Raw genomic sequence first — 23,981 nt, 5'->3', positions numbered from 1 at the left:
CCGTGTGTCTCGCGGCGTGCTCATGATTGTGGAACGGCCGGCGTGCTGGCTGCGCCACGGATCACATCAGAATGCAGGCATCCGCGCACCATCGACCAGTAAAGCGGGTCGGCACGGCGCCGGCGGAAGTATTCGACGCGCGAGTGTCGTCCGTCAGTCACGACGCGCAATCCGATCGGCACGCCGCGGAAGAATGATTCGGCACGCAGCAGGATCGCCCCGGCACCTTCCGCGCGATGCAGCTGCCGCGTACTTGATTTCCAGCGATGGACGACGCATTTCGCGACCTCGGACGCAGACAGGCTCGATTGCTCCGCGAATACGGGCGATAGGGAGAAGACGCCGTCTCGGCGCGAACACGCCACGAGCATCACACAGAACCCTGCTGCAATTACCGTCTGCCAATTGTTCATCGGTGTTCTCCGTGTCGATGCGGCCCGACGTGGGATCCGTTGACGAAATTGCATCGCAGTGTGACACAAGAGCACATCGACGGCACTGCGTCGAGAGTTCGTCCTAGCGGATTTTTGCCTCGATCGATATGCGGCGTCCCCGTGCATCCTCTCGGGAGACTATGCCGCCCCATGTTCGTCTTGACCGATAAGCAGTTCGCTCGGCGACAGGAACATGTAACGCGGCACATCGAGGTTCTGCGGTGCCGGCTTGTCGCGGAATACCCGTCCGGCAAGATCGTAGGTCGAGCCATGACAGGGGCACAGGAAGCCGCCTGGCCAATTATCGGGCAGGTTTGGCTGAGCCCCTGGTTGAAACCGAGGTGTTGGCGTACAACCGAGGTGCGTACAGACGCCAACCACGACCAGAATGTTCCGATGGTCGGCACGCGAGCGAAAGGTGTTTTGGCAATAGACCGGCAATGGCATTGAGAAGGCGTGACGCGAGTCCGGATCAGCGACGAGCGGGGTCGCCTTGATGACGGTTTCAAGCATGGTCGGCGAGCGGTCGACGATGAACACCGGCTTCCCGCGCCATGCAACGGTCAACATTGCGCCTTCGGACAAGCGACCGATGTCGACCTTGACCGGTGCGCCAGCGGCGAGCGCATTGGCGGGTGGTGTCAGGGAATCAACGAAAGGGATGGCGGCCGCGATGCCGCCGATGCCGCTCGCGACGGAAGTCGCGATCAGCCAACGGCGACGCTTGACGTCGGGCCCCGCCGGCTCGGTCGGTTTCTCGTCCATGTCGACTCCTTCGATGTGGCCGTCTTTCATGCTTTCCGGGCCGCTGCCACGCCCGAACCCATGGTCGAGCAGATGGGCCGGCTCCCGGAGGTCGAGCTACATTGTCCAGACGAACACCGAGTGGGCATGCGACGACTCGCGTACCTCGACGCTTCGCCGCATGGCCTGCCCGTTATAGGTGGCCGTCACGGTATAGCGCCCGTCGGGCGTTGAGACGAGCAGGAATGGCCCGGTGGTTAGCATCGAGAGCACGGTCTTGCCATGTGCATCGACGATCTTGACCGGGACATCGGCCAAATAGTCGTTCCCGCCGCTCGTATGCCCCGCAAACTCGAGCACGAGCGGATACTTGCCCATCTGCTGTTTGATTGCAGTCGATTGATCACTACCGATGCCGCCGGATAGATAGGTTACGTTGCCAGCGTGTTCGGGCTGCGGCAGTGACGCCTGCTCGGCGGAAAACGCGTCTTGGGCGAACACGGCAATCGTCACGACGACGACGCCGAGCGCTGTTCTGGACGAGTACTTCATGACTGACTCCTTGAATGTGCACGATGCCGAGCTGCCGACAGCGAAACATGCTCAACCTGCGTCCGTGGCGACGAACGTGCGCGGACCGTTCTGCCGCATCAGCCCGAACGCCTTGGCAAGCGGAGCCGTCACCTCCTGCGCCGAGACTCCGAGTCGTCCATGCGCGGCCTTGCCGTGCAACTTCAACTGACGTTCGACCTTCATGGCCTTGTCGATCGGTATCGCAAAGGCGAGACCCTGATACACGTTGCCGTCGTCCGGAGGTGGCGTTTCGATACCGACGACTTCACCCTTGAGGTTCAGGAGCGGGCTGCCGCCGTCCCCGGAGTGCTCCGTAAGATCGGTCTGGATCAACGGAACGTACGATTGATCGGGAAGCAGACGGGAGGGGTTGCTGACGATGCCTCTGACGATCGAGGTTCCCAGCCCGTAGGGCGAACCGATCGAGGCGACCCATTCGCCGGCCTTGAGCATCGCAGGTGATCCGATCCGGGCGACCGGCAGACCTTTCGCATGAATATGAAGCAGCGCGACACCGCTTGCCGGATCGCTGCCGATCAACCGAGCGCGGTACGTTTTCCCGTCGGCGAGCGTAACGGCGATCGTCGACGCGCCGGCAAGGTCGCCGGCATCGGTGAGGATGTCGCCGTCCGACGAGATAATGAAGCCGCTGGCGGGCCGCTGTGCCAAGGCACCGCGATCGCCGCCGGGTGGGGGTGAAAATTCCTCGAAGAAACCGAGGAACGGCGCGTTCACGCTGCCTGGCGGGGGCCACAGTTGCCGCACACTCGATGTCGCGTCGATCCTGGACACCTTGACGGCAACGACGGCGGGGCCGTCGATTCGCGCCATGTTCTCGAAGTCGGACACGATTCCCGGGTAGGCCGTGAAACCCGGGCTTGCGGACAGAACAGCCTGCGGAGCCCGTGTTGCCGTTGCAGGCGACAGCGGTTCCTTCGCCATGCAACTCGCGGACACGGCTGCAATGGCCAGACTGGTAAGCGCGATACGCTTGAACCCGATGCTTGTCATGACTACGCTCCCGTCGCGCCGTACCGAACGCACTGCGTATAACCGCCCACACGGCTATTTCATGACGTGACGATTCCACCGTAGGTCGCCAGAATTAAATTTTGCTTAAAACGCCGGAATCAGCGTGCCCGTCGCAAGGGACGTGCGTTGCGGCTTCTCGAGCGGCAAGGTCGTCATGGCCGGCTAGGCGCGATTGCACGCCTATGCAAGTCAATGAACGGAGGAATGATCGGCAAGACGATCAGTTTCGACCGCAGAAAAGGCGGGGCGCTGCTCAGCCATTCCCAATGAACGGCGCGTTCGGGAAAGGCGAACATCCGGCCAGCTTTCTTTGGGGGGCCGAAGGTGGCTGGAAAGCGCAACATTCGCCATCCCGTTCCGGGCAGCATGGTATTCCTGTCACACTGTGACATTTCTATTTCGGCGCGCGGCAGCACACCGTTCGGCCAGACATCGGATCGATAGACATGACGTTCTTCCACGCGCTGACTGCATTGATCGTCCTGGCTGCATTGGGCAGCTACGTCAATCATCGCGCTTTCCATTTGCCGCCGACGATTGGGGTGATGACGATCGCATTGGTGGCAACCGTCCTGCTCGTCATACTGGGCGAATTCGGCGCAATCGACGTGACGCGCTTCACGCGGCTGATTCCGGAGATCGACTTCAGCGAACTCCTGTTTCACGGTTTCCTGCCGTTTCTTCTGTTTGCCGGCGCATTGCATGTCGATTTTCACGATCTCCGCCAGGTGAAATGGACGGTCGGCGTGCTCTCGACCGTCGGCACACTGATCTCCACCGTGTTCGTCGGTGCCGCGTTCTGGTATGCGTCATGGTGGCTGGGTGTACGGATCGGCTTCATCTATGCGTTGCTGTTCGGCGCGCTCATCTCGCCGACCGACCCGATTGCCGTGATGAGCATCATCAAGAAGGCGGGTGCTCCAAGGGAATTGGAAACCCGAATTACCGGGGAAAGCCTATTTAACGACGGGGTGGGTGCGATCGTTTTTCTGACGCTTCTGAGTATCACAACCGCCGCTCGCGAACCCGGTGTCCTCGACGTCACCTTGCTGTTTCTCCAACTGGCGGTCGGCGGCGCCTTGGCAGGATGGTTAGCAGGGTGGATCGTATCCCGTCTCGTCGCAAGTATCGACAATCATCACGTCGAGATCCTGCTATCGATCGCGCTTTGCATGGGATCATATGCGCTGGCGGAGCTTGCCCACGCCTCGGGCCTGATCGCGGTGGTCGTGGCCGGGCTGTTCGCCGGCAACCACGGGTCGATGAAGACCGTTTCCGGCCAGACGGGGGAGTATCTGAGCATGTTCTGGGAGGTCGTCGACGAGATGATGAACAGCGTGCTCTTTCTGCTGATTGGCCTTGAAGTCCTCTCGATCCATCAGAGCCGGACGTATCTGATAGCCGGAATAGTCGCCGTCGGCTGCGTGCTGGCGGGACGGACAGTCAGCGTGGCCATTCCGCTCTGGGTGATCGGTCTGCGTATCCGGTTTCCGAAAGGCACGACCAGACTGCTGATCTGGGGAGGCCTGCGCGGTGCCATCTCGCTCGCACTCGCGCTTTTGCTTCCCCATGGGCCCGAGCGGGAAATGATCGTGACCGTAACCTATGTCGTCGTCGTGTTTTCCGTACTGACTCAGGGCACCACGTTCGGATGGCTTTTGCGGAAGTTGACATCGCCGCCCGAACCGTCAAATACGGCACCGTAGCGATTCATGAAGCGAGAGTCCCCTCGACGCTCGACAATTCGACGATTTCGGCAGTGATCTGCTCCTGTCTCAAGCGGTGATAGTCCCGGTTCAGCCGCTGTGCGGTGTCGTCGATATTACGTTTCGCCGCGATCATCGCGCGCATTCGCGCTTCGTTCTCCGCGGCGAACGACAGAATGATGGCCTCGCATACCTGGGTGTAGACGTATTCCTCGGCCAGCCTTTCCTGCAGTTGTTGTATCGGGAGCGTGACGACAGGCGGGAAGGGGCGTCTGGCCGGTTCGAACCGCTGGAAATCGAACGGCAGCAGCGAAGTGGACTGTACAGGCGATTCACCGGCCGCTTGCGGCGCGCCGTGGACAAGCGTGACGTGCGATGCGTTGCCGTGGCGCAGGCGGCCGTAAAGCGCATCGATGATCCTGGCTGCGAGATCGGACACCATATCGGCGTGACCGATCATTTCCGACGACCAGGTGACCGGCAGATTGAGCGCGTCGGCAGCGACCCTTGCGCGACTCCCCACGACGAAGTACTCGACGGCAACAGTCGCAGGAACGCAAATCGACTGGAACACGCGTTGGTTGTAGGTGCCGACGAAGCCGTGCTCTGCGCCGATGACGATAAAGACGTGAGTGTCGGCCGGAACGCGGGGCCTTCGGCTCTCGGAGGGGCGTTGGGCGGCAATGCCCATTGCATCTGCGATCGCAAGGCCGATCAGATCGGCGCAGGCCCGGATGCCCGGCAGGCGGGAGAGCGCTTCTCGCGTCCGTGTCGCTGCGATACCGCGCATTGCACTTACCACGGATTCCAGTTCGCGGACCGTACCCAATCGATTCTGGACTTCGTCGAGCCGATTGCTCATCGACCGCTCCTGACTTCCGCGGACTGCGGGATGAGGTCGCGGACAATGCGAACAAGCGCCGCCCGGTCGTCGGATGACACTTCTCCGCCGGCAACGAGGATTGGGCCCAATCTTGTCGCGATGCCGGTCGAATCGAGACGGGCGGGAAGTGCGACTCGCACGGCAGCGATCGTTGACGGTGCACACGCATCGAATACACCGTCGGCCAGCGCAAACAGCAACGCAATCTCGCCAACCGGGCGTAGCGGCGCAAATCGCGGCTGCGCAATCAACGTACGAATACGCTCTCCACGAGCGATTTGCGCCTTGATCCTCGTGTCGCCGAGACCGCCGAAGCGCGTGAACATCTCGAGCTCGAGAAACTGTGCGTAGTCGAGTCGCAACCTTCCGGAGGCGGCTCTCAATGCCGGCAGCTGGGCCTTGCCGCCAACACGGCTGATGCTGAGTCCGACATCGATCGCAGGGCGCTGGTTGGCCGCGAACAAGTGTGCATCCAGCACGATCTGGCCGTCGGTAATCGAGATCAGATTGGTCGGGATGTATGCTGCCAGGTTCCCGGCATCGGTTTCCGCAATGGGGAGCGCGGTCAACGAGCCGCCGCCTCGTTCCGCGGAGAGCTTGGCGGCACGCTCCAGCAGACGGGCGTGCAGATAGAAGATGTCGCCCGGATACGCTTCGCGCCCCGGCGGATCTCGTGCAAGCAATGCGAGTTCCCGATGGGTGGCGGCATGCTTGGTCAGGTCGTCGATGACGACGAGCGCATGCTCGCCCCGATCCCTGAAGTATTCCGCGATGCTGAACGCGGCAAACGGGGCAATCCATTGCAGGCCGGGCGGATCCGCCGCCGACGCGACGACGAAGATGCAGCGTTCCGGCGCACCGTGCCGTCGAACCGCCTCGATCACGCGCTCGACCGCGGTGGCCCGCTGACCGATCGCCACGTAGACGCAGATCATGTCGGAATGTTTCTGGTTGACGATCGCGTCAACCGCGATGGACGTCTTGCCGGTTGCGCGATCGCCAATGATCAGTTCGCGCTGCCCGCGGCCGATCGCGAAAAGCGCATCAATCAACAGAATGCCCGTTTCGACCGGTTGAGAGACCGGTGCGCGCTCGATGATCGACGGCGCGGCGCGTTCGATCGGGAGGGATAGCTTGCATTTCGGCGGCCGTCCGCGATCGAGCGGCCTCCCGAGTGGGTCGACAACGCGTCCGAGCAGGTCCGGACCTACCGGAACTTCAACCACGCGGCCGGTGCCCGATACGCGCGTGCCGGCGGCAATGCCGCTACTGTCGTCGAGCAACACGCAACTTAGCGTGTCGACGTCCAGCTTGAGCGCGAAGCCGTACTGTCCGTCCCCGAACTGCAACAACTCGTTCAGGCGAACATGCGGGAGGCCGCTCACCCGTGCAATGCCGTCAGCGATATGCTCCACGCGCCCAACCGATTCCGTCTGCGGCGCAAGATTCAGCGACTCCAGCACGGCTCTGCCGTTCGTCAGCCATGCGTCGTCGGAGTCGTTATGCGTTTCGTTCGTCGCCATGGGAGATGAGTCCGCTTCTCAGGGATTCCAGGCTATGTCGAAAGCTGTTTCGCACGATAAGGTGAGGTGCGACGAGTTCGAGTCCCGCGATCAGGGTGGGATCGACTTCGGTTCGAATGGAGAGGGCGTGGCCCGATGCCGTCGCGAGCATCGAACGGCAATGAGCCAGTTCGTCGTCGTTCAACGTGCGCGGGGCTATCAAGCGCAACGTTTCGCCTTCGCGGCCGAGACAAGCGCGGTCCTCCGCGGGCAGGGCACGGACTGCGTCGGCGAGCGGCGCAATGAATCCTTCTACCAGCGTGCTCGGCGGGAGCGTCGCGAGCAACCGCGCCGCGATGTCGACGGCAAACTGACCGGCCCGCTCGGCATTGGCTCGCAGCGCATCGTCTTTCATCGCCGCGGCTTCGGCCTCGGCCGTCTTTCTGAGTGTATCGGCCTCGGCGTGCGCATCGGCGAGCAGGGATGCCTTGAGGCGCTCTGCCTCCGACGCCACCGCACTCAATCGATCAAGGCGCTCTGCATCCTGTGCGGCGCTTTCCCTTGCAGCGTTGTCGCGATCCTGCCGCGCTGCATCGCGGGCAGCCGAGGCATCTTGCAGGAGGCGTGCGGCGGCCTGCTGACGATCCGCCATGATCTTGGCGACCGGCTTGAACAGCAAGCGCGACAGCAGCCAGATCAGGACGAGGACGTTGATCGTCTGGAAGCCGAGTGTCCACCAGTCGATTCGCATGGCTAATGCCTACTTGATAAACGGATTGGCGAACAGAACGAGCAAGGCGACCACCAGACAATAGATCGCCATGGTTTCGATCATGGCCAGGCCGACAAACAGCGTTCGCGAAATCGTGCCTGCCGATTCCGGCTGACGCGCCAATGCGTCCATCGCGGCTGCGACGGCGCGACCTTCGGCCAGCGCCGGGCCGATCGCGCCGAATGAAACGGCAATGGCTGCCGCGACGATGCTCACCAGTTGAATCCAGTTGCTCATGATGCTCCTTGCCGTGGATGCGGCGTGGCTGAGCGCTCGTCGCCGAGCGCGGCGCCAATGAATACCGCCGCGAGTACCGTGAAGATGTACGCCTGAACCGCGCCTGTCAGCAGATCGAGCGCCATGAGCGGTATCGGCACCAGAAGGCCCGCGAGCGACAGCACGATACCGATCACGAACACGCCGCTCATGACGTTGCCGAACAGGCGCACGATCAATGAGAAGGTACGGGTTATCTGCTCGACCAGATTGAGCGGAATCATGATCCAGGTCGGTTGAGCGAACGAGGCGAGATAGCGAGCGAGCCCGCGTTCGTGGACGCCGTAGAACACCGTCGACGCGAACACGACGGCTGCGAGGGCCGCATCGGTTTCGAGATGGGCGGTAGGCGGCTCGACGCCTGGAACCAAGCCGGACCAGTTGGAAGTCAGGATGAACAGGAACAACGTACCGAGCAAGGCGCGGCAACGCGCGGGGTCGATTTGCATCGTGTCCTGCAACTGGCTGTCGAGCGTGGAGACGAAGAGTTCCACCGCCGTCTGGAGTTTGCCCGGGGTCAACGACAGTCGCCTGCGCATCGCGGCCGCGGTGACGGCGACGAGCGCCATCAGTGCCCAGGTGGTTGCGACCGGCGTCGACACGGGAATCGCCCCGATGCGAAACAGCGGTTCGGTCAAGAGCGGTGAATGCATCATGACGAACCTCCCGGCAAGCGGATCATCGCGCGGCGAGCGAGCATGATGCCGGCGAGGCCGCTCAGCAACGCAACGTATCCGATATGTGCCAGACCGAACAGCACCAGAGCGAGCGTGCCGAAACGAACGAGATGCACGATGATGGCGACGCTGATTGCATCCCTGACGTACCAGCGCACATTAGCGAGTAGCGACGCAAAATAGGCGAGCCCGACGACGCCACCGGTCACGCCACCGACAGCCATCTGCAGGGGGATCCACAATGGATGGACTGGCATCATGTTTCAGCTCCCTGGGCCCTGGCGATGCATCCAGCGCCACGCGGACCACAAACCGAATGCAGCGCCCAGCATCAGTAACGGCGCTGAGAAAAACACGCCGGTATGAAAATGTCGGTCGAGCCAATGGCCCGCCCAGAGTGCCAGCAAGGCCGGAATCACGATCATCCAGCCAAGCATGCCGATCTGCCCCAGTCTGGAGCCCAGTGTCGGCTCCGGTACATCGCGCGCCTGCCGGTCTCGCCGGACGGCGCATTGCGTGATTTGCTCGAGTACCGGCGCAGCGGGCTCGGGCGCTTTCACGTCCCGGTCGCGCGGGCCAGGAGCGGTTTTTCGTGAATTACCGGCCATGACCGTCGCCTTCATTCGTGCCATCCGCATGTCCGGCCGCCGCCGGGGCGCCGGGGCGCAAGTACTTCAGTACCTGCCGGATCGCCTGGGCATTGAGGCGCGTTTGCTCGACCCGGACGCGGCGGGCCGCATCGATTCGCGATTCGCGGGCGTCCCGGACGCGGCTTTCGAGCGTCTCGAGCGCGTCCCCGAGTTCGCCGTCACGACACGCGATATTGACGTCTTTTCCGTTGACGACTCGCAACACGCCACCGCTTACGGCGCAAAACCTGCGCGTGCCATCCGCGGTGCGCCAACGCATGACGCAGGGCGACAGCACGGTGAGAAAATCCGCATGGCCGGGCAGAACACCGAAACTGCCGGTCGCATCCTCCGCACGGAAAGCAACGACATCAGGTGCGTCGACCAGCATCCCGGCGGGCGTCGCGATGGTCATATGAAGCGCCGTGCTCATGACGTTTCTCGCTCCCGCTCGCGTGCTTCGTCCAGCGTCCCGACCATGTACAGCGATTGTTCCCGCCACGCGTCGCATTCGCCGTCCAGAATCGCGCGGCATCCTGCAATGGTGTCGTCGACCGAGACGGAGCGGCCGGGCACACCCGTGAACGCTTCGGTGACGGCGAACGGCTGGGTCAGAAACCGCTGCAGACGGCGGGCCCGGCCGACGATCCGGCGGTCGTCCGCTCCCAGTTCCTCGATGCCGAGCAGCGAGATGACATCCTGCAGTTCGCGGTAGTGCTCGATCGTGCGCCGCACGTCGGTTGCGACCTGAACGTGTTCGGCGCCGACCACCAGCGGATCGAGCAGAATCGACGACGAGGTGATCGGGTCGATCGCCGGATACATGCCTTCGGCGGCCATCGCGCGGGACAGAACGACCATGCTGTCGACGTGTGCGGCGATGGTCGTGACGGCAGGGTCCGTGAAATCGTCCGCCGGAACGTAGACGGCCTCAATTGCCGTGATCGAGACGCCACCGACCGATACGATGCGCTCCTGCAGCGCAGCCACTTCGGTGGCCAGCGTCGGCTGATAGCCGACGCGTGACGGGAGTCTCCCGAGCAAACCCGACACTTCGGCGCCGGCCTGGACGAAGCGGAACACGTTGTCCATCAGGAGCAGCACATTCTGGTGCTGGTCGTCGCGAAAGTACTCAGCCACTGTCAGGGCGGTCAGCGGAACGCGCCAGCGCGCGCCTGGGGGCTCGTTCATCTGACCATACACGAGCACGGTCTTCGACAGCACGCCGGAATGCTGCATGTCCATCAGCAGTTCGTGGCCTTCTCGCGAGCGCTCCCCGACGCCGGCGAACACCGAGATTCCCTTGTAACGCTCGACCATCGCATGAATTAGCTCCATGACGAGGACGGTCTTGCCCACGCCGGCACCGCCGAACATCGCCGCTTTGCCGCCCCGGGCGAGCGGGGCAAGGAGATCGACGACCTTGATGCCCGTGGCGAAGATGCCCGTTGCGCTGTCTTGTGAGGACAATGCTGGCGGAGGCCGATGGATCGGACGGCGCTCGATATCGAGCGGAAGCGGCTCGCCCTGGTCGCCCGGCGTGCCCATCACGTCGATCAGGCGTCCGAGTACGGCGTTGCCGACCGGAACCGCGATCGGCCGACATGACGCTTGCGCCGATGCGCCTCTGGGCAAACCGCTGGTCGACTGCATCGCCAGTGCCCGGACGGTCCGCTCGCCGAGGTGGGCTTGTACTTCCGCGACGATCGAACTGTCGCCATCGACTTCGATCGAGATCGCAGTGTCCACCGGGGGTAGCGTACCTGCCGGGAACGCGAGATCGACAACGGCGCCGCGCACCGCGACGACGCATCCGGGAAGCTGCGGGCTGGAGACATTGGCGATCGTCGCGGTATTCATCGGTTTTCGTCGCTGTTGGAGGGCACCCATGCACCGGTCATTGCCGTACGAGTCCTAGTCACTGGCAAAAGCCACAAGCCAATATTTACTGCGATGCATCCTGTCGACGATTGATCGTGATCAAGGGGCCTGTCGCCGAGCTGACTGAGAGGTGGGGATGGGGACGTTCACGCCAAAATGCCGGCGATACCCGGCGATGTGCGCTGTGCAAGCCAGATTGATGCACATCAACGAGCCGGTGCGCTCGTCACCTAATCTCGATATCGGAAACACAGGCAAGCGCCGGCTATTGGCGCATGACTGAAACAGGTACGAGGAGGCTGACAATGCACGCCATTGACGTCATGACACCCGTAGTCGTTTCCGTGAAACCGGATATGACAGTTCAACAAACGGCAGCGCTTCTCGTCGAGAATGGAATAAGTGGCGCGCCAGTGATCGACGCGAATGGACGGTTGGTCGGGATGATCAGCGAGTCGGATCTGGTGCGACGCGTGGAGATAGAAACGGACAGGCCACATCGCGCCTGGTGGATGGAACTGCTGACTGCCCGCCGCGACGATGCCGCCGACTATGTGAAAACGCATGCGCATCTCGTCAAGGATGTCATGACGAAGCACGTCGTCACCGTTCAGGAGATGACGCCGATCGACGAGTTGGCCCACATCCTTGAGAAGGCGCACGTCAGACGTGTCCCCGTCGTGCGCGGCAATGAGGTTGTCGGGATCGTGAGCCGAGCCAATCTGGTTCAGGCACTCGCGATTTCGCCGTCGACGCCGAACTTGCAGCAGGTTCTAAGCGATCGCGAGATTCGAGGCATGCTGTTGGCCGAGATTGCAGGTCGCAAATGGAGCTTTCCCGGTCGCAATGTGATCGTCAAGAACGGGATTGTCCATCTTTGGGGCTACTACGCCTGGGCACCGAACGAGGTCCAGGCGATGCGGGTAGCAGCAGAGGGCATTCCAGGCGTCAGGGGTGTGGAGGATCACACTGGCGCATCGCATTCAGATGCGTAGGACGGGAAGCAGGGGCTGTGCGTAGAGCACGAGCCTGGTTGACGTTGCATGCGCGACCAACGGTTGCTTTGAGCCTCGAGAGAATTGCTCGACGCCTGCGCACCGTCGGTGAAGGTGTTGTGCTTATCCTTGTAGCCAAGAGACCTGAACGGCACGGTGGGCCTGTCAGGAATTTTGTGTTTAAGGCATAACATGCTCTCAAGGAGAGTTTATGCCTCGCAAACCGAAAGCCCAGCCGGCGGCGCTGCCGGCGATTCCGGCCGAGCTGCTTGAGCAGTTCGGCAACGGCCCGATGACGGCTGAAGCCATCAATGCCGCGACGCTGGCGCTCAAGAAGGCGCTGATCGAGCGTGCGCTGGGCGGCGAGATGAACCATCATCTCGGCTACCCTCTCGGTGCTGCCAAGCCGGCCAACGCCACGAATCAGCGCAACGGCAAAGGCGCCAAGACGGTTCTGACCGAAGACGGTCCGATCCGCATCGAGGTGCCGCGTGACCGCGACGGCAGCTTCGAACCCGTCCTGATTCCCAAGCACGAAAGGCGCTTCACCGGCTTCGACGACAAGATCGTCGCCATGTATGCCCGAGGCATGACCGTACGCGAGATCCAGGGCTTCCTGCTGGAACAGTACGGTACGGAGGTCTCGCCCGACTTCATCAGCTCGGTCACCGACGAAGTCATGGCCGAAGTGACTGCCTGGCAGGCCCGACCGCTTGAACCGATGTATCCGGTCGTGTTTTTCGACGCACTGCGGGTCAAGATTCGCGAAGACGCCGTCGTGCGCAACAAGGCGGTGTACCTGGCGCTGGGCGTGCTGCCCGACGGCACCCGGGAGATCCTGGGCCTGTGGATCGAGAATACCGAGGGTGCCAAGTTCTGGATGAAGGTGTTCAACGATCTGAAGACGCGCGGCGTTCACGACATCCTGATCGCCGTCACCGACGGTCTTAAGGGCATGCCCGAAGCTCTGGCGGTGGTGTTTCCGGCGACTACGCTGCAAACCTGTATCGTCCATCTGATCCGCAACAGCCTCGATTACGCCAGTTGGAAAGATCGCCGAGGACTGGCCGCCGCGATCAAGCCGATCTACGCCGCTCCCAGCGCGGAAGCAGCTCAGGCCGAACTCGATGCGTTTGCGGATGGGCCGTGGGGTCAGAAATTCCCGACCGTCAGTAGCGCGTGGCGCAACGCCTGGGATCGCGTGATCCCGTTCTTTGCGTTTCCGCCGGGTGTGCGCAAGATCATCTACACGACGAACGCGATTGAAAATATCAACTCGCAGCTGCGCAAGATCATCAAGACCCGGGGTCACTTCCCGACCGACGAGGCAGCCACCAAACTCATCTGGCTGGCCTTGCGCAACATCACCGCGAATTGGGGAAGTGCCGCTCATGACTGGAAGACGGCCATGAACCAATTCGCTATCCTTTACGCAGATCGATTCGCTCGGCCTTCCGTGTAATTACTCCACCCGCCTTGAACACGGAAATTCTGACACCCCCGGCACGGTCACCGCGAGTCATATTTCTGGCTTCAGACAATATCCTCCGTCTGATCCTCATACTGTCCGGCGCGCGTCGGCCAGGGCAGGATGCGGGGGAGAATGCTTTCCGTCCGGATTACCTGATGCGCCAATGCGCCGAGCACATGGATGCCGACCAATGCGACAAGTCCATATGCCGTCAGTGCATGCAGTTCTCCTAGCCACTGCGATATGGCACGACTTTTCGGCACCAGCGTCGGTAACGAAAAGAATCCGAAGCAACTGGCCGTGTGCCCGGCGGCGTTCGTCTTCATCCACCCGAGCAGCGGGATGACGAGCATCAGCACGTAAAGCAGGCTGTGGACAGTGCGTTCGACGAGGCGGGCCGCCGTGCCAACCGGATTGATCGACGGCGGCAACACGCGTCGCTTTCGGACCCGATTCCCGAGACGAACCAGTACAAGGCCGAGAATGACGATGCCGATCGACTTGTGCAGACCGACGAGATCCTCGTTGTCGTCCAGCAGCAGGCCGACGATCAAGTTGCCGATCAGCGCGACGGCCAGCAGCCAGTGCAGTACGCTGATCGACAGCGGATAGCGGGTGACGATTTTCATGACGGGAATATCTGTTCAGTGGCAAAAGCGTGGTTGGCCGCAGTCAGCCGAGAAGGTCGTGATAGTGCTTTTTCGTGCCGTTGATCCGTCGTAGCGCTTGCTTGGCGGCTGACAGATCGTTGGCCTGGATCGCGCGGTCGACGTCGGTCAATTCTCCCTGCAATGTACGCATTCCTTCGTCATAGGTCGGCTGGTCATCACGATACCTCTGGCGGCTAGCCTGTTGCGCATCGCTTTCGAGCCGGGCCACATAGGCTTTCATTTCGGGAATCGTCCGGCTGTTCGTCGCACCTTGCATCGCGTGCTTCATGTCCCTCATCAATGTCTTGATCTCGCCGGCGCAGGCCGGCGCGGTAGCCACGGAAAGCAGCACGGCCAGCGCTGCGCAGAAACGGAGTCGGAACGACAGGCTGTTCATGGTCATCGATTCGATTGCGAATGTCGGTGACCGCGACCTTAGGGTGCCGACGTTAACGAATTCTTAAGGCCCGGAATTTTCCGCGACCGACTTGATGGCGGCCCGCGCCTGCGGTTATCGTGCGGCTATGGACGCCATGTGCGGAACTAACAGGAACGCGACGCCATGCGGGTACTACTCGTGGAAGACGACAAGCTGATCGGAAGCGGGGTGGAAGACGGCCTGATCGACGCTGGCATGACGGTCGACTGGGCGCACGACGGCAGGCATGCACAGCTCGCGCTCGAAACCACGCCATACGATCTCATCGTGCTCGATCTCGGCCTGCCCCGCATGTCGGGGGTCGAATTGCTGGATTGGCTTCGCAAGCGCCGCGACCATACGCCGGTGCTGGTGATGACCGCGCGCGACACGGTGGCCGATCGCGTGAGTGGCCTGAGCGCGGGTGCCGACGACTACCTCGGCAAGCCGTTCGACCTGACCGAGCTGCTCGCCCGCTGCCGGGCGCTCGTGCGCCGTTCGCAGGGCCGCGGTACCGACACGATCGAATACGGCGACATGTCGATCGACCCCGCGCTGATGACGGTGACGCGCGGCACCGAGCGGATCGCGCTGACCTCGCGCGAATGCGCGTTGCTCGTCGAACTGCTGGCGAACCAGGGGCGCCCGTTGTCCCGCGCGCGCCTCCAGGACAGCCTCTACGGCTGGAACGAAGAAATCGAAAGCAATGCGATCGAAGTGCATGTGTCGAATCTGCGCAAGAAACTGGGGGCCGACCTGATCCGAACGATCCGCGGCGTCGGGTACGTGGTGGAGAAGGCATCGTGATGCGCTCGATCCGGCAACGGCTCACCTTGCTCGTGTTGTCGGGTGTCGTGGTGGTCTGGGCGTACTCGCTGTTGTCGAGCTACCGCCAGGCGATTCAAGAAGCGGAGGAATGGGACGAAACCCGCATCGAGCAGATCGCCAGGGCGTTCGCCGCGCTCGATGCCACCGATCTCCCAGTCTTTGCGGACATCGCGCTCGGTTCGTCGGAAGACGATGACGGCGACAACGATACATCGCCGCGGATGTTGTATCAGGTCAGCGATACCGGCGGACGCATCCTGGCCGCCAGTCCGGGGCTTGACTCGCTCGATCTACCGGTGTTTCCCGCTGCCGCATCGAGCCCGATCCGGTTCGGCAATCCGAAGTGGCACGCGTACGTGCTGACCGATGCCGCGCGCGGCCGTACCGTGCGTATCTTCGAGCAACGCTCACACCGTTCGGATTTGTCTGCGGAGGTAGCGCGTCGCGTCGCCCGGCCGCTCGCATTCGCGTTGCCCGTGCTGGCCGTGTTGATCTGGCTGGCGATCGGACGCAGCCTCACGCCGCTACGGACGCTGTCCGAGGCAATCGAGGCGCGTTCGCCCGACAGTCTCGATGCAATCGGCACGAAGGGCATTCCCGACGAAGTGCGGCCGCTAGTCGCCGCACTGAACACGTTGCTGCAACGTCTGCGCGGATCGCTCGATCGCGAGCGCGCGTTCACCAGCGACGCGGCACATGAGCTCAAGACCCCACTCGCCGCGCTCAAGGTTCAGGCGCAGGTCGCGCTCACGGCGCGCGATCCTGACCGTCAGCGGCGCGCAATGCAACGAGTCGTCGAGGGCGTCGACCGAAGCACGCATCTAGCGGACCAGTTGCTTGCACTCGCACGACTCGACGAGACGGTACCGATGGCTGGCGAGGACATAGATCTCGCGCGCGTGGTGCAGACCTGCATCAACGACCACCAGACGCGCGCGGATCGCAAGCGGATTGCGCTGAATTCGCGCGTCGACGGCCCAGTCATCGCACATGCGCCGTCGACGCTGGTGCGTGTCTTGCTAGACAACCTCGTCGATAACGCGATCAAGTACGGTCGCGAAGAGGGGCGCGTCGAAATCACGTCGTGGCAGGATGCCGGCGCGGTCAGCCTCCAGGTACAGGACGACGGGCACGGCGTCTCGGACGAAGATCTGTCCCGATTGCAGGATCGCTTCTTTCGCGGTGCGGACCATCAAGAAAGCGGCAGCGGGCTGGGGCTATCGATCGTTGCGCGCATCGTGACCAAACTTGGAGGTAGGTTCATGTATATCGATGGGCTCGATGGAAAGGGGTTTGGCATTCGTGTCGTGTTGCCCGCGTCGGCTTGATTCGGCATCCACGGTATGAGGTCGCCATTCCTTCTCGGGCAGGGTAGGCGATGCGCAGTGTTTCCTAAACGCACGCGCCGTCATGATTTCAGTCGTTCCGTGTCGATCGGCTTACTCCGGACCTGCCGACGTCATGGCTAATGCGCTCAAGGACGCGCAGTTAACATTGCCTTCATGTTGAGCGGGGCATGCTGTCATTACGGCAGAAGAGGTTTCCTTGGATGCCGACCCTGTTCATTGGAGGTTGAAATCATGAAGTTCGCTATCGGTACCATCATGCTGGTCGTGGGCATCGCCCCCGTGTTTGCCTCGGCAGGTCAGTCGAATGGCGGCTTGACCAGGGCGGAAGTTCGTGCCCAGATCGTACAACTCGAGCAAGCCGGCTATAACCCAGCCAGAAAGGACATCCATTATCCGCAGTCGATCCAGCAAGCCGAAGCGCGCATCCGGTCTTCGGAATTGAGGCGCGCAGATGCATCGGGATACGGGTCCGCTCAGCCGTCTGGATTTGACTCGGGGGCAGCAGTCCAGAGCCACGCTCCGGCACGTTCGTTGTACATGCATCATTGACGCGGCGTACATGCCATCGTTCTGTCATCCTGTGGCGTATTCGGGACCGGACCGAGATTTCACCGATCAACCGCGTCTTTCGAGGAAGTGTTCGCTCGCCGATGTGTACTCGCAGTACGGCACATGAAAGATCGCGCGTAGCCAAAAAAAGGGTTCATCGCGGATTACCGGGGAACGCGGCGCGGATTTTGAGGAAGAAGTATTCCTCGTCGCGGTACCCATAAGCCCGACGCTTGATGACCTTGATGGTGTTGTTGATGCCTTCGACGACGCTGGTATTGAGCGGATGACGGCAGCGAGTCACGATTCCGTGCCAGTAACCCTGCAAGCGCTGAGCGAACTTTTGCAGCGCGGCGATCCCGCTTTGCTGAGCCTGTTCGAACCATTGCCCCCAAGCCTTTTCCGCCCAGGCGGGCTTTCGGTAGAACCAGAGCCGTTTGAGTTCGTCGCGCAGCACGTAGACGCATAACAGCGACTGATTGGCGGCCAGCAGATCCTTCAGGTGCACGGCCTGTTCTGGTTTCAGGTTGTGACGGTTGCGCAGCAACAGCCAGCGGCTGGACTTCAGGACCTTGCGGGCCGGCTTGTCATGTCGTAGTTGATTGGCCTGATCCACTCGCACCCTGTCGATCACTTCGCGGCCGTACTTGGCCACGACGTGGTACAGGTCAAAGACGATTTCCGCTTGCGGGCACTGCTCCTTGATCTCCAGCTCATAGGCCGTGGTCATGTCGATCGCGACCGCTTCGATGCGCTCGGCAACGCCTTCGGGCAGTTGTTCGAAGAAGGTTCGAGCCGTTTCTCGTGAACGTCCGGGGCCGACCCAGAGCACCTGTCGGCCGATCGGATCAACTACCACCGTGGCGTAGCGATGGCCCTTATGCAGCGCGAATTCGTCCATTGCCAGATAGCGGATCGTCGACCAGTCCGGCTCGGCCACGCGAGCCCGCAAGCGCATCTTGTCGATCGATTTGACCGTGTGCCAGCCCAGGTCGTAGAAGGCTGCCACCGCCTGCACGCTGGCCGCTTGCAGCAGCTTCTCACAGGCCTTGGCGAACCGCTCCGTCACTCGCTGGTAGCGGCCCAGCCACGTCAGCTTCTCCAGCCTCGGGCCGCCGCAGTGTGCGCACCAGACCCGACGGCGGGGGACATGCAGCACGACTCGGTACTCGAACAGTGGCAGATCGCGCACTCGCCGAACCGTCGTCTCGTGGATTTGCTGGCAGCGCGCGCCGCACTGTTCGCAGTGCATGACCTTGCTGACTGGCTTCAGATGCAGCGACAGCGTATGGCCGTCTCCTTCCGGCCATTCCACCCGTTCCAACCGATAGCCGGTCCAGCAGCCCAGTGCCTGAAGCGCCTTGCGATCGAGCAATTCTTCCCCCTGACCTCCATAGAATCAGGCGTCAGGTTACGCAATCGCCCTCAAACGCTCCACGGTTTCCTGCGATGAACCAAAAAAAGACCCGGTGTTGAACCGGGTCAAACGAGAGCGGCAGCCGGGCAGGTCCCGAAGATCGCGGGGTGTACTGCAGTTAACGCCACGTTTGCCGTCACTCGGCGTGGACGACGCGAAACATGATAAGCGTGATCGTCGTTATCTCCGTTGGACGAGATTGACACGCGATGCTTAAGTTATCCTTAACAGGCTGTTGAAATTGGATACGGTGTAAGCGGGCCCTGAGGGCGATGCGTTAGAGATATCGTGTTCATGATCTTGGGCAGACGAGAGCGATGCGCGGAATGGACGAGATGCAAGAACCGCTGTTCACGACGGTAAAACTGGAAGATTTTGTTCCGGCCGACCACCCGCTGCGGCCGCTTCGGCTGCTCGTCAACGACGCGCTGAAGCGGCTCAGCGGGCTGTTCAGTGTGGCACGCTTGGGCCAGCCACAAAAGTTTCCGGCCCAAGGAGGGGGCGGACGATGAGCCGCCGCCGGCGGGCGGGCGTAACGCCGACACTGACTGGAAAGGCAAGCGGCGCAGCAACGAGACTTACGAGTCGAGTACCGATCCGGACGCACGGCTGTTCAAGGAGAGCAAAGGCACGCCGTCCATTCTGTGTTACCTGGGCACATCCTGATGGAGAACCCCTTAAACAGTGCCTCGGTCGTCAAATCGATGCGCTTTTCAACAGCCTGTTAGACCCCTGGGGTTGCGATGTTGGCGCACAACGGGTACCAGCGTGTTCACGGTTCCGAGTTCAGTAGACGGAGTCCGAATACGTGGTGCCGACGCCGAGTTCGCCGAATGCTGGGCCGACGTGGTCAACGGCAACGACATGCCGGGCGCGTTAGAAGTTATCCGTAAATAGTAAACTCTTGCTCCGGGCCGCACTGCAAGCGGCGACGGAACGAAGAGATGGCAACACGCAAGCGAGTGGAATCGTGGGTGGTGACGGAGGATTTCTGGGCGCGGGTCGAGCCGTTGATCCCGCAGCGTGAGCGTCCGGCAGGCCAAGAGTACTTGCGCAAGCCCGGCGCGGGGCGACCCGCCAAGCCGGCGCGACAGGTGTTCGAGGCGATCATGTATGTGCTGCGCACGGGCTGCCAATGGAAAGCGCTTCCCAAAGAACGATTTGGCAGCGCCAGCGCGATGCACAAGCGCTTCTTGGAATGGGAGGCGGCAGGCGTGTTCGAAGCCATCTGGCAGGCCGGACTCGCCGAGTACGACCAGATGGAAGGCATCGCCTGGCGATGGCAAAGCATCGACGGGGCCATGTTCAAAGCGCCCATGGCGCAAGAGGCTGTGGGACGCAACCCGACGGATCGGGGGAAAAAAGGGAGCAAGCGCCACCTGCTGGTGGACGGGCGTGGCGTCCCGTTGTCGCTCGTCGTGACCGGAGCCAATAGGCATGATGTCACGCAACTCGACGCGGTGCTCCAAGCCATCATGGTCAAGCGCAAGACGCCGAGAACTCGACGCAGCAAGCATCTTTGCGCCGATGCAGGCTATCGAGGCAAACGTGCATTGGAGACGATCGAGTCGCACGGCTACATTGCCCACGTCGTCGATCGACGCAAAGAGGCCGATGCCAAGCGGCGCGATCCAACGAAGAAAGCGCGACGGTGGGTGGTCGAGGTCTGTCACAGCTGGTTCAACCGTTTTCGTAAGTTGCTCGTGCGATACGAAAAACTGGAGCGCAGCTTCGTCGCGCTCAATCACATCGCCGCGGCGATCATCGCGTTCCGTAAAGTGAAGTTGTCGGTCAACATTATTTACGGATAGATTCTTAATCACCGCGTCCGAGCTAGTGGGGGTGTGAGATGGTGCGACAGGTGCGCACCAGAAATCACCATCGCCGCCAGCAGGACGTGCAGAGCTACCGCCAGTCCAGGCGCTCACCCCGTGCCGTACTCGTGCGGTGGCCAAACAGGCAAGCTGGATTTCGTGTTTACGGCTGCTTAGCGCCGGCCCGCACCTCCATGAGCGCGCCTCGAACCGGTGCTCCGTTCGTTACTCATTCCAGTTTAGTCGTGGCGCGACAGTAAATCACAATGGGTAACTGCCGGCGGACTTCCGGCAACCATTCGACAGTGTTTGGTACTCCATTACAAAAACGTAAGAGCAATGGCCACCGGCGTTGCACCGTTTTTCCATCATTAATCCGCGTTAGCTGGATCGACGAGTACGTCGGCGCGCATTACTGGCCGAGCTTAGGCTTCGACTCCATTTCGAACCGATTCTCAGCGGACACGCGAATCCGATATGAGTCAATTAGCCGCATGGTCGAACGGATGCAAACCGTCCGTCGCCAAAGCCAGTGCTGGCGCACGGGTGCGCGTGATCACAAAGGCGCTCGAGACGTGGTCCCCAATGATTAACGCAACTCGACGATCGACGTCATTGTGGATTCGCTGACAATGAAGTATTTTTAATGCATGTTATGTGTCGCCGTTGAACAGCTTCGCACGCGCGGGTCCAACAGCGCCGTTTCAGGGATGGAGCCACCATGCACCTCACTCTCTACACCGATTACACGCTTCGGGTGATGATGTATCTGGCTCTGAAGTACCCGGGCGGTGGCGTTTCGACCATTGACGAGATCGCGGGCGCCTACGGTATTTCACGCAATCATTTGACGAAAATCGTTCACGGGCTCAGCCAGGTCGGCTTCATCGAAACCTCGCGCGGTCGGGCTGGCGGCGCTTGCCTTGCGCGCGCGCCCGAGCAGATTTCGGTAGGGGAAATTGTGCGGGCCGCCGAAAAAGATTTTGCCGTCGTGCGTTGCCAAGATATGACCGTCGCACACGGCTGCACGATTTTTCCGGCCTGCAACCTGAGGCACAGGTTGTACCGGGCGGTCGACGCCTTTCTCCACGAGCTCGACACTATGACGTTGCGAGAAGCCATCGCGGCGCCCACGGTGGCGGCGACTGTCCTGGGCATGGCCGACCCTCGCGAGTTGGTATCGGTGGCCGTGTCGCGCCCGCGTGGCAGTACGAGCCGCCGCACAGGAGGCCAGCAATGAAAATGCATCTGCCGCACCGTTCTTCGTTCGTGTCACCTGCATCGGAGCTGGCCGTCCTGAGACTCGGCTTCCGGCCGTTTTACCTCGGGGGCGCGCTGTTCGGTGCGCTCGCCATTCTGGTCTGGCTTGGCGCGCTGCATGGCATTGTGTCGGCAGGTCGGATGACGTCACTCAGTGGCATCCTGTGGCATACGCACGAGATGATCTTCGGGTTTGCCGCAGCCATCGTCGCTGGCTTTCTGCTGACGGCGGTGCGGGCCTGGACCTCGCTCAAAACACCATCCGGCGCGCCTTTGGCCCTGTTATGGCTTCTGTGGCTCGTGGGGCGCATCGCGGTATGGTCCGGCCCGGAGCTGCTGGCCGCGATCGTGGATTCGGCGTTTCTGCCGGTCCTGATGATCGCCTTGCTGCGCGTGCTTATCCCGGCACGCAACCGCCACAATATCTTTGTACCCGTCGTGCTGGGCATGCTCGGTCTTCTGAACATCCTGTTTCACGCCTGGGTGTTGCAGGGACGGGCCGATCTGGCATTGCGCTCTGCTGGCGCCGCTGTTGGGCTGCTGGTGACGCTCGTCACTATCATCGCGGGTCGAGTGACGCCGATGTTCACTGCCAACGCTGTGCCCGGCTATACATTCAGGCGCTGGCGGGTAGTCGAAGCGCTGGCCGTGCCGCTGCCGCTGCTGGCTTTTGGGTTCGACGCGCTAGGCGCGAGTGCGTGGCTTGTTGGCAGCGCGGCGGGTGCGACGGCGGTGGTCCATGGCATCCGGCTTGCTGGATGGCGCTCGTGGAAAGTCGGCCGCCGGCCGATTCTCGCCATCCTTCACGCGGCATACGCCTGGGTTCCACTCGGCTTCGGCCTGCTGATGCTGAGTGCAGTCGGACTGGTACCGCATTCCATCGCGCTGCATGCCCTTACCGTCGGTGCGCTCGGAGGCGCGATCATCGCCATGATCACACGGACCGCGCTCGGACATACCGGCCGCAATCTCGTCGCCGGACCAGCCGAGATTGCCTGTTACTGCCTCGTGATCGCCGCCGCCGTTCTACGCGTCTTTGGTCCGTTGCTGGCGAGTGGCTGGAGCGCGTGGTGGATCGACGCCGCCGGCTTGTGCTGGTGCGTGGCGTTCGCCATGTACGCACTCCAATATTGGCCCTACCTGACACGCCCGCGAACTGACGGCAAGGCTGGCTGAAGCGAAACGATGTGAGTGATGCAAAATGAAGTCGAATAGTCTATTGGTCAAGTCTGCGCCCTCGTTCGACGAACCGATCGAGATGCTCAGGGCGTGTCACGAACGCATTGCCGCACAGTGCGCCACGCTCAAGAAGCTCGCGGCGCACCTTCCCGTGCATGGCACTGATACCCAGGCGCAGCAGGCAGCCGGAAACATCCTGCGCTATTTCGACGTCGCGGGCCCGCATCATCATGCGGATGAGGAACAAGACCTCTTTCCAATGCTGATTGAGGTCGATCGACGGCATGGCTCGTCGGTGACTAAACGGATCGCGTTCTTATTGGACGAGCATCAATCGCTGGAGGCAGGGTGGGGGCGGTTGCGACCTGTGCTCGCCGACATTGCCCAAGGGAAAGCAAGGCTGCTTGAACGCGTTTGGGTGGATGACTTTGCCGATGCGTACCGCGGCCACATCGCGCTGGAGGAGAGCGAGGTTCTGCCATTTGCCGAAGCGAGCCTGGATCGGCGGCAGATGGCCAAGCTAAGCGCGGCTATGGTGGCCCGACGCACCACTACGCCGTAGCGACGGCCACGGCCGACGGCCTTTCAGAAGAAACACCCATGCGAAATCGCACAGAAGTCCTGCCCATTCTTAACCAGCAATACGTCTTCGATGCCTGCGGCATCGCCAAGCGTTTCCGCTACGCGGCCATTTTCGGCGCGCTCGATGAGTTGGAACCAGGCGAGGTGATGCGCTTCGTCAACGATCATGACCCGCTCCTGCTTCTGGCCCCAATCGAGCATCACTTCGGGCCGCGCGTGGATTTCGGGTACGTCGCTCGCGAGCCGGGCAACATCGTGATTGACTTCACGGTGAAGGCGGTGAATTGAAATGTCCGCTACGTGCGGCAACAAGTCTCGCGGTGGCAGAGACATTTCTTTGACTAAGCCAGTTGATCCAGT

At 61.8% G+C, this 23,981-nt stretch carries 27 protein-coding genes and 1 pseudogene; 12 read left to right on the top strand and 16 right to left on the bottom strand.

Annotation, left to right across the window (positions count from 1 at the left end; all coding sequences use genetic code 11):
* Positions 1-20: 20 nt before the first annotated feature.
* The 4 genes from CUJ89_RS26835 to CUJ89_RS26820 form a co-directional block, all read right to left on the bottom strand.
* Positions 21-413 carry a hypothetical protein gene (locus CUJ89_RS26835; RefSeq protein WP_152036669.1) on the bottom strand — a complete coding sequence of 131 codons (393 nt, stop codon included), beginning with the start codon at positions 411-413 and terminating at the stop codon, positions 21-23.
* A gap of 159 nt (positions 414-572) precedes the next feature.
* Entirely contained in the window at positions 573-1,199 is a 627-nt protein-coding gene (gene petA / locus CUJ89_RS26830; RefSeq protein ID WP_114181579.1) for a ubiquinol-cytochrome c reductase iron-sulfur subunit, read from the bottom strand.
* 96 nt (positions 1,200-1,295) lie between these two features.
* Positions 1,296-1,730, bottom strand: a complete 435-nt coding sequence (locus CUJ89_RS26825) for a carboxypeptidase regulatory-like domain-containing protein (protein WP_114180366.1) — start codon at positions 1,728-1,730, stop codon at positions 1,296-1,298.
* 51 nt (positions 1,731-1,781) lie between these two features.
* Positions 1,782-2,762 carry a trypsin-like peptidase domain-containing protein gene (locus tag CUJ89_RS26820; protein ID WP_114180365.1) on the bottom strand — a complete coding sequence of 327 codons (981 nt, stop codon included), beginning with the start codon at positions 2,760-2,762 and terminating at the stop codon, positions 1,782-1,784.
* Between the two features lie 467 nt (positions 2,763-3,229).
* Here CUJ89_RS26820 and CUJ89_RS26815 point away from each other — a divergent pair, with 467 nt between their 5' ends.
* A complete protein-coding gene (locus CUJ89_RS26815) occupies positions 3,230-4,489 on the top strand; it encodes a cation:proton antiporter (protein WP_114180364.1) in 1,260 nt (419 codons plus the stop codon).
* Between the two features lie 4 nt (positions 4,490-4,493).
* On the opposite strand, the gene CUJ89_RS26810 is transcribed toward CUJ89_RS26815, so the two are convergent.
* From CUJ89_RS26810 to atpD, 9 genes are read right to left on the bottom strand one after another with little or no spacing between them, the layout of a single operon-like run.
* Positions 4,494-5,351, bottom strand: a complete 858-nt coding sequence (locus CUJ89_RS26810; protein WP_114180363.1) for a F0F1 ATP synthase subunit gamma — start codon at positions 5,349-5,351, stop codon at positions 4,494-4,496.
* A complete protein-coding gene (locus tag CUJ89_RS26805) occupies positions 5,348-6,895 on the bottom strand; it encodes a F0F1 ATP synthase subunit alpha (protein ID WP_114180362.1) in 1,548 nt (515 codons plus the stop codon). The genes CUJ89_RS26810 and CUJ89_RS26805 overlap by 4 nt, the downstream gene beginning before the upstream one ends.
* Positions 6,873-7,625 (bottom strand): F0F1 ATP synthase subunit B, encoded by a 753-nt coding sequence (locus CUJ89_RS26800; protein ID WP_114180361.1) that lies wholly within the window; start codon positions 7,623-7,625, stop codon positions 6,873-6,875. Before CUJ89_RS26800 ends, CUJ89_RS26805 begins: the two co-directional genes overlap by 23 nt.
* A 9-nt stretch (positions 7,626-7,634) precedes the next feature.
* On the bottom strand, positions 7,635-7,883 hold the full coding sequence (locus CUJ89_RS26795; RefSeq protein ID WP_114180360.1) for a F0F1 ATP synthase subunit C: 249 nt from the start codon (positions 7,881-7,883) through the stop codon (positions 7,635-7,637).
* Positions 7,880-8,578, bottom strand: coding sequence for a F0F1 ATP synthase subunit A (locus CUJ89_RS26790; RefSeq protein ID WP_114180359.1), 699 nt, complete (start codon positions 8,576-8,578; stop codon positions 7,880-7,882). Before CUJ89_RS26790 ends, CUJ89_RS26795 begins: the two co-directional genes overlap by 4 nt.
* Positions 8,575-8,859 carry an ATP synthase subunit I gene (locus CUJ89_RS26785; protein WP_114180358.1) on the bottom strand — a complete coding sequence of 95 codons (285 nt, stop codon included), beginning with the start codon at positions 8,857-8,859 and terminating at the stop codon, positions 8,575-8,577. Before CUJ89_RS26785 ends, CUJ89_RS26790 begins: the two co-directional genes overlap by 4 nt.
* Before the next feature lie 3 nt (positions 8,860-8,862).
* Positions 8,863-9,222: an AtpZ/AtpI family protein gene (locus tag CUJ89_RS26780; protein ID WP_236654968.1), complete on the bottom strand. Its 360-nt coding sequence runs from the start codon at positions 9,220-9,222 to the stop codon at positions 8,863-8,865.
* A complete protein-coding gene (locus CUJ89_RS26775; RefSeq protein WP_114180357.1) occupies positions 9,197-9,661 on the bottom strand; it encodes a F0F1 ATP synthase subunit epsilon in 465 nt (154 codons plus the stop codon). Before CUJ89_RS26775 ends, CUJ89_RS26780 begins: the two co-directional genes overlap by 26 nt.
* Positions 9,658-11,088 carry a F0F1 ATP synthase subunit beta gene (gene atpD / locus CUJ89_RS26770; protein WP_114180356.1) on the bottom strand — a complete coding sequence of 477 codons (1,431 nt, stop codon included), beginning with the start codon at positions 11,086-11,088 and terminating at the stop codon, positions 9,658-9,660. Before atpD ends, CUJ89_RS26775 begins: the two co-directional genes overlap by 4 nt.
* A gap of 326 nt (positions 11,089-11,414) precedes the next feature.
* On the opposite strand from atpD, the gene CUJ89_RS26765 reads away from it, so the two are divergent.
* Positions 11,415-12,104 carry a CBS domain-containing protein gene (locus CUJ89_RS26765; protein ID WP_114180355.1) on the top strand — a complete coding sequence of 230 codons (690 nt, stop codon included), beginning with the start codon at positions 11,415-11,417 and terminating at the stop codon, positions 12,102-12,104.
* A 211-nt stretch (positions 12,105-12,315) separates the two neighbouring features.
* Entirely contained in the window at positions 12,316-13,566 is a 1,251-nt protein-coding gene (locus tag CUJ89_RS26760) for an IS256 family transposase (RefSeq protein ID WP_114176554.1), read from the top strand.
* Between the two features lie 71 nt (positions 13,567-13,637).
* Here CUJ89_RS26760 and CUJ89_RS26755 read toward each other — a convergent pair whose 3' ends face one another.
* Both CUJ89_RS26755 and CUJ89_RS26750 read right to left on the bottom strand, forming a co-directional pair.
* Positions 13,638-14,204 (bottom strand): cytochrome b, encoded by a 567-nt coding sequence (locus tag CUJ89_RS26755; RefSeq protein ID WP_114180354.1) that lies wholly within the window; start codon positions 14,202-14,204, stop codon positions 13,638-13,640.
* 43 nt (positions 14,205-14,247) lie between these two features.
* Positions 14,248-14,622 carry a cytochrome b562 gene (locus tag CUJ89_RS26750; RefSeq protein ID WP_114181577.1) on the bottom strand — a complete coding sequence of 125 codons (375 nt, stop codon included), beginning with the start codon at positions 14,620-14,622 and terminating at the stop codon, positions 14,248-14,250.
* 165 nt (positions 14,623-14,787) lie between these two features.
* Here CUJ89_RS26750 and CUJ89_RS26745 point away from each other — a divergent pair, with 165 nt between their 5' ends.
* The 3 genes from CUJ89_RS26745 to CUJ89_RS26735 all read left to right on the top strand — a co-directional run bounded on the left by CUJ89_RS26745 (position 14,788) and on the right by CUJ89_RS26735 (position 17,369).
* Positions 14,788-15,450: a response regulator transcription factor gene (locus CUJ89_RS26745; protein ID WP_114180353.1), complete on the top strand. Its 663-nt coding sequence runs from the start codon at positions 14,788-14,790 to the stop codon at positions 15,448-15,450.
* Positions 15,450-16,799 (top strand): ATP-binding protein, encoded by a 1,350-nt coding sequence (locus CUJ89_RS26740; RefSeq protein WP_201752409.1) that lies wholly within the window; start codon positions 15,450-15,452, stop codon positions 16,797-16,799. Before CUJ89_RS26745 ends, CUJ89_RS26740 begins: the two co-directional genes overlap by 1 nt.
* 252 nt (positions 16,800-17,051) lie before the next feature.
* Positions 17,052-17,369 (top strand): DUF4148 domain-containing protein, encoded by a 318-nt coding sequence (locus tag CUJ89_RS26735; RefSeq protein ID WP_114181576.1) that lies wholly within the window; start codon positions 17,052-17,054, stop codon positions 17,367-17,369.
* A gap of 154 nt (positions 17,370-17,523) precedes the next feature.
* Here the strand turns inward: CUJ89_RS26735 and CUJ89_RS26730 are convergent, their stop codons facing one another.
* Complete coding sequence (locus CUJ89_RS26730; RefSeq protein WP_114176182.1) at positions 17,524-18,744, bottom strand: ISL3 family transposase; 1,221 nt, start codon at positions 18,742-18,744, stop codon at positions 17,524-17,526.
* Positions 18,745-19,112: 368 nt separating this feature from the next.
* Between CUJ89_RS26730 and CUJ89_RS26720 the strand changes: the two are divergent.
* The 6 genes and pseudogenes from CUJ89_RS26720 to CUJ89_RS26695 all read left to right on the top strand — a co-directional run.
* Positions 19,113-19,460, top strand: a pseudogene (locus tag CUJ89_RS26720) (IS5/IS1182 family transposase); the annotation flags it as partial.
* Between the two features lie 270 nt (positions 19,461-19,730).
* Positions 19,731-20,597, top strand: a complete 867-nt coding sequence (locus tag CUJ89_RS26715; protein ID WP_114180351.1) for an IS5 family transposase — start codon at positions 19,731-19,733, stop codon at positions 20,595-20,597.
* Positions 20,598-21,321: 724 nt separating this feature from the next.
* The gene (locus CUJ89_RS26710) at positions 21,322-21,840 is read left to right on the top strand and encodes an RrF2 family transcriptional regulator (RefSeq protein ID WP_114180350.1); all 519 of its coding nucleotides are present in this window, start codon (positions 21,322-21,324) and stop codon (positions 21,838-21,840) included.
* The gene (locus CUJ89_RS26705) at positions 21,837-23,036 is read left to right on the top strand and encodes an NnrS family protein (RefSeq protein WP_114180349.1); all 1,200 of its coding nucleotides are present in this window, start codon (positions 21,837-21,839) and stop codon (positions 23,034-23,036) included. Before CUJ89_RS26710 ends, CUJ89_RS26705 begins: the two co-directional genes overlap by 4 nt.
* Positions 23,037-23,061: 25 nt before the next feature.
* Complete coding sequence (locus CUJ89_RS26700; RefSeq protein ID WP_114180348.1) at positions 23,062-23,601, top strand: hemerythrin domain-containing protein; 540 nt, start codon at positions 23,062-23,064, stop codon at positions 23,599-23,601.
* 38 nt (positions 23,602-23,639) lie between these two features.
* Positions 23,640-23,909 (top strand): DUF2249 domain-containing protein, encoded by a 270-nt coding sequence (locus tag CUJ89_RS26695; protein ID WP_114180347.1) that lies wholly within the window; start codon positions 23,640-23,642, stop codon positions 23,907-23,909.
* Positions 23,910-23,981 lie beyond the last annotated feature (72 nt).

It is taken from the genome of Burkholderia pyrrocinia (assembly GCF_003330765.1).
Taxonomy (GTDB): domain Bacteria; phylum Pseudomonadota; class Gammaproteobacteria; order Burkholderiales; family Burkholderiaceae; genus Burkholderia; species Burkholderia pyrrocinia_B.
The sequence above is the reverse complement of the archived record's forward strand: the minus strand, read 5'-3'. Positions and strand labels throughout refer to the sequence as shown.

What these genes read in the sequence shown, in the direction of transcription:
- CUJ89_RS26835 (WP_152036669.1), bottom strand. Translation starts at nt 413, where the DNA reads ATGAACAATTGGCAGACGGTAATTGCAGCAGGGTTCTGTGTGATGCTC.
- petA (WP_114181579.1), bottom strand. Translation starts at nt 1,199, where the DNA reads ATGGACGAGAAACCGACCGAGCCGGCGGGGCCCGACGTCAAGCGTCGC.
- CUJ89_RS26825 (WP_114180366.1), bottom strand. Translation starts at nt 1,730, where the DNA reads ATGAAGTACTCGTCCAGAACAGCGCTCGGCGTCGTCGTCGTGACGATT.
- CUJ89_RS26820 (WP_114180365.1), bottom strand. Translation starts at nt 2,762, where the DNA reads ATGACAAGCATCGGGTTCAAGCGTATCGCGCTTACCAGTCTGGCCATT.
- CUJ89_RS26815 (WP_114180364.1), top strand. Translation starts at nt 3,230, where the DNA reads ATGACGTTCTTCCACGCGCTGACTGCATTGATCGTCCTGGCTGCATTG.
- CUJ89_RS26810 (WP_114180363.1), bottom strand. Translation starts at nt 5,351, where the DNA reads ATGAGCAATCGGCTCGACGAAGTCCAGAATCGATTGGGTACGGTCCGC.
- CUJ89_RS26805 (WP_114180362.1), bottom strand. Translation starts at nt 6,895, where the DNA reads ATGGCGACGAACGAAACGCATAACGACTCCGACGACGCATGGCTGACG.
- CUJ89_RS26800 (WP_114180361.1), bottom strand. Translation starts at nt 7,625, where the DNA reads ATGCGAATCGACTGGTGGACACTCGGCTTCCAGACGATCAACGTCCTC.
- CUJ89_RS26795 (WP_114180360.1), bottom strand. Translation starts at nt 7,883, where the DNA reads ATGAGCAACTGGATTCAACTGGTGAGCATCGTCGCGGCAGCCATTGCC.
- CUJ89_RS26790 (WP_114180359.1), bottom strand. Translation starts at nt 8,578, where the DNA reads ATGATGCATTCACCGCTCTTGACCGAACCGCTGTTTCGCATCGGGGCG.
- CUJ89_RS26785 (WP_114180358.1), bottom strand. Translation starts at nt 8,859, where the DNA reads ATGATGCCAGTCCATCCATTGTGGATCCCCCTGCAGATGGCTGTCGGT.
- CUJ89_RS26780 (WP_236654968.1), bottom strand. Translation starts at nt 9,222, where the DNA reads ATGAAGGCGACGGTCATGGCCGGTAATTCACGAAAAACCGCTCCTGGC.
- CUJ89_RS26775 (WP_114180357.1), bottom strand. Translation starts at nt 9,661, where the DNA reads ATGAGCACGGCGCTTCATATGACCATCGCGACGCCCGCCGGGATGCTG.
- atpD (WP_114180356.1), bottom strand. Translation starts at nt 11,088, where the DNA reads ATGAATACCGCGACGATCGCCAATGTCTCCAGCCCGCAGCTTCCCGGA.
- CUJ89_RS26765 (WP_114180355.1), top strand. Translation starts at nt 11,415, where the DNA reads ATGCACGCCATTGACGTCATGACACCCGTAGTCGTTTCCGTGAAACCG.
- CUJ89_RS26760 (WP_114176554.1), top strand. Translation starts at nt 12,316, where the DNA reads ATGCCTCGCAAACCGAAAGCCCAGCCGGCGGCGCTGCCGGCGATTCCG.
- CUJ89_RS26755 (WP_114180354.1), bottom strand. Translation starts at nt 14,204, where the DNA reads ATGAAAATCGTCACCCGCTATCCGCTGTCGATCAGCGTACTGCACTGG.
- CUJ89_RS26750 (WP_114181577.1), bottom strand. Translation starts at nt 14,622, where the DNA reads ATGAACAGCCTGTCGTTCCGACTCCGTTTCTGCGCAGCGCTGGCCGTG.
- CUJ89_RS26745 (WP_114180353.1), top strand. Translation starts at nt 14,788, where the DNA reads ATGCGGGTACTACTCGTGGAAGACGACAAGCTGATCGGAAGCGGGGTG.
- CUJ89_RS26740 (WP_201752409.1), top strand. Translation starts at nt 15,450, where the DNA reads ATGCGCTCGATCCGGCAACGGCTCACCTTGCTCGTGTTGTCGGGTGTC.
- CUJ89_RS26735 (WP_114181576.1), top strand. Translation starts at nt 17,052, where the DNA reads ATGAAGTTCGCTATCGGTACCATCATGCTGGTCGTGGGCATCGCCCCC.
- CUJ89_RS26715 (WP_114180351.1), top strand. Translation starts at nt 19,731, where the DNA reads ATGGCAACACGCAAGCGAGTGGAATCGTGGGTGGTGACGGAGGATTTC.
- CUJ89_RS26710 (WP_114180350.1), top strand. Translation starts at nt 21,322, where the DNA reads ATGCACCTCACTCTCTACACCGATTACACGCTTCGGGTGATGATGTAT.
- CUJ89_RS26705 (WP_114180349.1), top strand. Translation starts at nt 21,837, where the DNA reads ATGAAAATGCATCTGCCGCACCGTTCTTCGTTCGTGTCACCTGCATCG.
- CUJ89_RS26700 (WP_114180348.1), top strand. Translation starts at nt 23,062, where the DNA reads ATGAAGTCGAATAGTCTATTGGTCAAGTCTGCGCCCTCGTTCGACGAA.
- CUJ89_RS26695 (WP_114180347.1), top strand. Translation starts at nt 23,640, where the DNA reads ATGCGAAATCGCACAGAAGTCCTGCCCATTCTTAACCAGCAATACGTC.